Origin of the sequence: Mycobacterium sp. (assembly GCF_036488105.1) — a bacterium.
In the GTDB taxonomy this organism is placed as follows: Bacteria; Actinomycetota; Actinomycetes; order Mycobacteriales; family Mycobacteriaceae; genus Mycobacterium.
The window spans coordinates 1-4,354 of record NZ_DASXHW010000141.1 but is presented as its reverse complement, the minus strand read 5'-3'; the positions used below and the strand labels follow the sequence as shown (position 1 = coordinate 4,354).

General features: G+C 63.4%; 5 protein-coding genes, 1 tRNA gene and 1 pseudogene. 3 read left to right on the top strand and 4 right to left on the bottom strand.

Annotated features, from left to right (window positions below; genetic code table 11):
• Positions 1–585: MFS transporter (locus VGH54_RS07375; RefSeq protein ID WP_414688663.1), on the bottom strand; the 585-nt coding region annotated here is incomplete at its 3' end.
• Between the two features lie 75 nt (positions 586–660).
• On the opposite strand from VGH54_RS07375, the gene cmrA reads away from it, so the two are divergent.
• Positions 661–1,464 (top strand): mycolate reductase, encoded by an 804-nt coding sequence (cmrA, locus tag VGH54_RS07370; RefSeq protein WP_331511279.1) that lies wholly within the window; start codon positions 661–663, stop codon positions 1,462–1,464.
• A gap of 1 nt (position 1,465) precedes the next feature.
• Here the strand turns inward: cmrA and VGH54_RS07365 are convergent, their stop codons facing one another.
• Positions 1,466–2,998, bottom strand: coding sequence for a helicase HerA-like domain-containing protein (locus VGH54_RS07365; RefSeq protein WP_331511278.1), 1,533 nt, complete (start codon positions 2,996–2,998; stop codon positions 1,466–1,468).
• 119 nt (positions 2,999–3,117) lie between these two features.
• Between VGH54_RS07365 and orn the strand changes: the two genes are divergently transcribed.
• Positions 3,118–3,765 carry an oligoribonuclease gene (gene orn, locus VGH54_RS07360; RefSeq protein WP_331511277.1) on the top strand — a complete coding sequence of 216 codons (648 nt, stop codon included), beginning with the start codon at positions 3,118–3,120 and terminating at the stop codon, positions 3,763–3,765.
• A gap of 42 nt (positions 3,766–3,807) precedes the next feature.
• Positions 3,808–3,883 (top strand) — tRNA-His (locus tag VGH54_RS07355).
• A gap of 32 nt (positions 3,884–3,915) precedes the next feature.
• On the opposite strand, the gene VGH54_RS07350 is transcribed toward VGH54_RS07355, so the two are convergent.
• The gene (locus tag VGH54_RS07350) at positions 3,916–4,104 is read right to left on the bottom strand and encodes a hypothetical protein (protein ID WP_331511276.1); all 189 of its coding nucleotides are present in this window, start codon (positions 4,102–4,104) and stop codon (positions 3,916–3,918) included.
• A gap of 109 nt (positions 4,105–4,213) precedes the next feature.
• Positions 4,214–4,354 (bottom strand): annotated as a pseudogene (locus tag VGH54_RS07345) (hypothetical protein); the annotation flags it as partial.

The window sequence follows — 4,354 nt, the reverse complement described above, 5'->3', positions numbered from 1 at the left end:
GAACAGTACGAACCAGCCGGCAGCCAGCAGCATTGCCACCCGCACGTTCGTGCCGTCGCTGATGGGCAGTTGCAGAAACCCACGCGTATCGCCCTTACCGACGATGCAGCCGAAGTAGGTGGTCAGCAACAAGCCAACGCTGCCGACGAATGCCGCGGCCAAGCCGAATCCCGAGATCCGGCCGGAGTTCTGCGGCGTCGAAATCTGACGCAGCATCGCGTTGTACGGCACGCTGGCCAGGTCGCCGCACGCCGCGGCGATAGCAAGCAACGCCAGTCCGGGCCACAGGTACTGCGGGCGGTCACGAATCAGGCTCATGGCGCTCACCAGCGCCACCACCATTCCGGTCAGCACGGTCAGGGCGATTCGCCGTCGCCGTGCATCTTCGACCCACACACCGATCACCGGCGCCAACACGGCGATCGTCAATCCCGCGATCGCCAGCGCGCGACCCAGCCAACTTGCCGGCGGCACACCGCCGGGCAAACCCTTGCCGACGGTGCCGGTCAGATACACCGAGAACACGAAGGTCACCACGACGGCGCTCACGCCGGCCGCACCGGTGTCCCACAGTGCCCACGCCATCGCGTGGGCTCGCTGGGATCGGGGCGAATCGTTACTGCCGGAATCAGACATTGTTGGTCTGTCTACCATTGGCGCATGCCGGTACCCGCCCCCAGCCCCGACGCTCGTGCCGTTGTCACCGGCGCCTCGCAGAACATCGGCGAAGCACTGGCCACCGAATTGGCAGCGCGCGGCCACAGTCTGATCGTCACCGCGCGGCGCGAAGAGCTGCTCAACACCCTGGCCGGCAAGCTGACCGAGAAATACGGCGTCACCGTCGAAGTCCGTCCCGCCGACCTTGCCGACACGGCCGAACGCGCAAAACTGGTCGACGAGTTGGCCACTCGAAACATCTCGATCCTGTGCGCCAACGCCGGTACCGCCACCTTCGGTCCGGTCTCCACTCTGGATCCCGCGACGGAGCGGGCTCAGGTTCAGCTGAACGCGGTCGCGGTACACGACCTGGTGCTGGCGGTGCTGCCGGGAATGATTGAACGCAAGGCCGGTGGCATCTTGATTTCCGGTTCGGCAGCAGGCAATTCACCGATCCCCTACAACGCGACCTATGCGGCGACGAAAGCATTCGCGAACACGTTCAGCGAGTCATTGCGTGGCGAACTGCGCAAAACCGGTGTGCATGTGACGGTGCTGGCCCCGGGCCCGGTGCGCACCGAACTACCTGACGCGTCCGAGGCTTCGATCGTTGAGAAGCTGGTGCCGGACTTTCTGTGGATCTCCACCGAATACACCGCAAAGAAATCGCTAGATGCGTTGGCGCGCAACAAGATGCGCGTGGTCCCCGGCGTGACGTCCAAGGCGATGTCGGCGGCAAGCCAGTACGCACCACGCGCGATCGTCGCACCGATCGTCGGAAGCTTTTACAAGAAGATGGGCGGCTGATCTACCGACGACGTTTGCTGCCGCCGCCGAACATGTTGCGGATGATCTCGGTGCCCAGCGCCTTGAGGAAGGTCTGGAAGCCGCGGCTGTTCACGAACCGACTGAACCAGCCAGGCTTTTTCGCGGCTTCGCGCGCGTACTTCCCCGCCGCCGGCTGCTCGGCTGGAGCCTTTGCCTTTTCGGCTTCGATCTTCTCGTACGCGGATTCCCGGTCCTTGGTCTCACCGTAGACCGCCTGCAGTGGGCTGGCTTTGGCCGCACTGCCGATCGCGTCATCACCGATGGCGGCCATCAGCGAACGGGGCGAACGCAGTCGGGTCCACGCCACCGGGGTTGGGGCGCCGCGTTCCGATAGCACAGTGACGATTGCCTCGCCGATGCCCAGCGACGTCAACGCCGAAGCCAGATCGTAGACATCGGTTTTCGGGTAGGTGCGGACGGTCTTGGTCAGCGCCCGCTGGTCGTCGGGCGTGAACGCACGCAGCGCGTGCTGGATGCGAGCTCCCAACTGCGACAACACCTGGTTGGGCACGTCGGTGGGTAGCTGGGTGCAGAAAAAGACGCCGACACCCCTGGAGCGGATCAGCTTGACCGTCTGCTCGACCTGTTCCAGAAACGCTTTGGACGCATCGCTGAACAACAAGTGCGCCTCGTCGAAAAAGAAGACCAGCTTGGGTTTGTCGACGTCACCGATTTCAGGCAAGGTCCTGAAAAGGTCGGACAGCACCCACATCAGGAAAGTCGAGAACAGCACCGGCCGGGCGGCTTGAGCTCCGAGCTCCAGTAGAGAGATGACCCCGCGGCCCTTGTCGTCAAAACGCAACAAATCCTTGGGCTTTAGTTCCGGCTCACCGAAAAAAGTATCGGCGCCTTCGGCTTCCAGATTGACCAGGGCGCGCAGGATGACGCCGGCCGTTTGCGCGGAGACGCCGCCCAACGACTTCAAATCGGCCTTGCCGTCGTCGCTGGTGAGCTTCCCGATCACCGCACGCAGGTCTTTCAGGTCCAGCAGCTCGTAGTTCTGCTGTTCGGCATAGTGGAAGATCAAGCCCAGCGTTGACTCTTGAGTAGCGTTGAGCCCCAACACCTTTGACAGCAAAATCGGCCCGAAGCTGGCGATCGTGGCACGCACCGGAACACCGATGCCCTTGATTCCCAGCGACAGGAAGTCCACCGGAAACGCCGTTGCATGCCAGTTGTCATCGCCGGATTCCTTGGCGCGACCGGTGATCTTGTCATTGCTTTCACCTGGGCGCGACAGACCAGACAGGTCGCCCTTGACGTCTGCCATCAGCACCGGCACACCCGCCGCCGAGAGTTGTTCTGCGATTACCTGCAGCGTCTTGGTCTTGCCGGTACCGGTCGCGCCGGCCACCAGACCATGCCGGTTGACGGTGGCCAACGGGATGCGGATTTGTGCGGCCGGGTTTGTCTTGCCGTCGATAACGACTGCACCCAACTCCAGGGCCTGGCCCTCGACGGCGTAGCCGGCTGCGATCTGCTGTGCGGGGTTCGCTGTCGATTCACTGCTCATAAGACGCTTGTCTCTCCCCTACTAGTGCCGAGGTCTCGATCACGCACGACCTTACTGGCTGTAGTGCTCAGGCGGGGTGGCTGCAGGGCGGCCAGCTAACTTTGCCTACTGTGAATGCTGTGCGGGACGAACTGGTGTGGATCGACTGCGAGATGACCGGCCTGGACCTGGGCTCAGACAAGTTAATCGAGATCGCCGTCCTGGTTACCGACGCTGACCTGAACATTATCGGCGACGGCGTCGACGTGGTGATCCACGCCGACGATGCGGCGCTGTCGTCGATGGTTGACGTGGTGACCGAGATGCACACCCGCTCGGGGCTTATCGAAGAGGTGCGGGCGTCCACCGTGGACGTCGCGACAGCCGAGAAGGCGGTGCTCGACTACATCCGTCGACACGTCAGGCAAGGCAATACGGCGCCGCTGGCGGGCAACTCGATCGCCACCGATCGTGGCTTCATCGCTCGCGACATGCCTGCGCTGGACTCGTATCTGCACTATCGGATGATCGATGTGAGCTCGATCAAGGAGCTGTGCCGCCGTTGGTATCCGCGGATCTACTACGGCCAGCCGGCCAAGGGTCTGTCGCACCGCGCGCTGGCCGACATCCACGAATCCATCCGTGAGCTGCAGTACTACCGGCGCACCGCGTTCGTGACACCCCCGGGCCCCACGACCAGCGAGATCGCAGCCGTGGCCGAGGAGCTCGAGGTCGAACCGGCCGCGCCGGAGGAAATGGATTCGCCCGCGGAGGACTCAAGCAGTTAGTATCGACGACGCTGTAGGTCGCCTCGGCGGCCGGCGGCAATGGTGGGTGTAGTTCAGTTGGTAGAGCGTCAGGTTGTGATCCTGAATGTCGCGGGTTCGAGTCCCGTCACTCACCCCAAAGGGGCCGTGCCGCGCCCGAGGCCGCTCGGCTCAGCGTTGAGTGCGCGAGGCGGCTCTGCGCATCTCGAGCTCGAACCCGCCCGCCTCCGCCGCGTAGCCGATTGCACCGACGGCGACACCGACCACTTGCCACAGGACATGGCCGCTCAACAGAGCAAGTTGATCGCGGACATTGCGACTGACGCCCACCTCGGTTGGACGACCGAGAGTTTCATTCACGCCTATAAGGCTAAAAGCGTCACCGGCCGCTGGAACGGAGGGGCGCTCAGTCGGCGTGTCGAACGTGAATTAGGTTGCTAGATAACGAATGCGGCGTAACCAATCGGTGTCACGCCTTGGCATTGCCGGCGTGCCACTGATCCCACGGGATGTTCCAGTCGCCGAGCCCTTCGGTGCCCGACAGCGGCGGCCCGAGCGTGTTGAGCACCTGCACGATGTCGCCGCGCTTGGTGTGCTCGAAGAACCATTT

Excerpts from the sequence above, each read along its gene's own strand:
- VGH54_RS07365 (WP_331511278.1), bottom strand. The coding sequence starts at position 2,998 with ATGAGCAGTGAATCGACAGCGAACCCCGCACAGCAGATCGCAGCCGGC.
- cmrA (WP_331511279.1), top strand. The coding sequence starts at position 661 with ATGCCGGTACCCGCCCCCAGCCCCGACGCTCGTGCCGTTGTCACCGGC.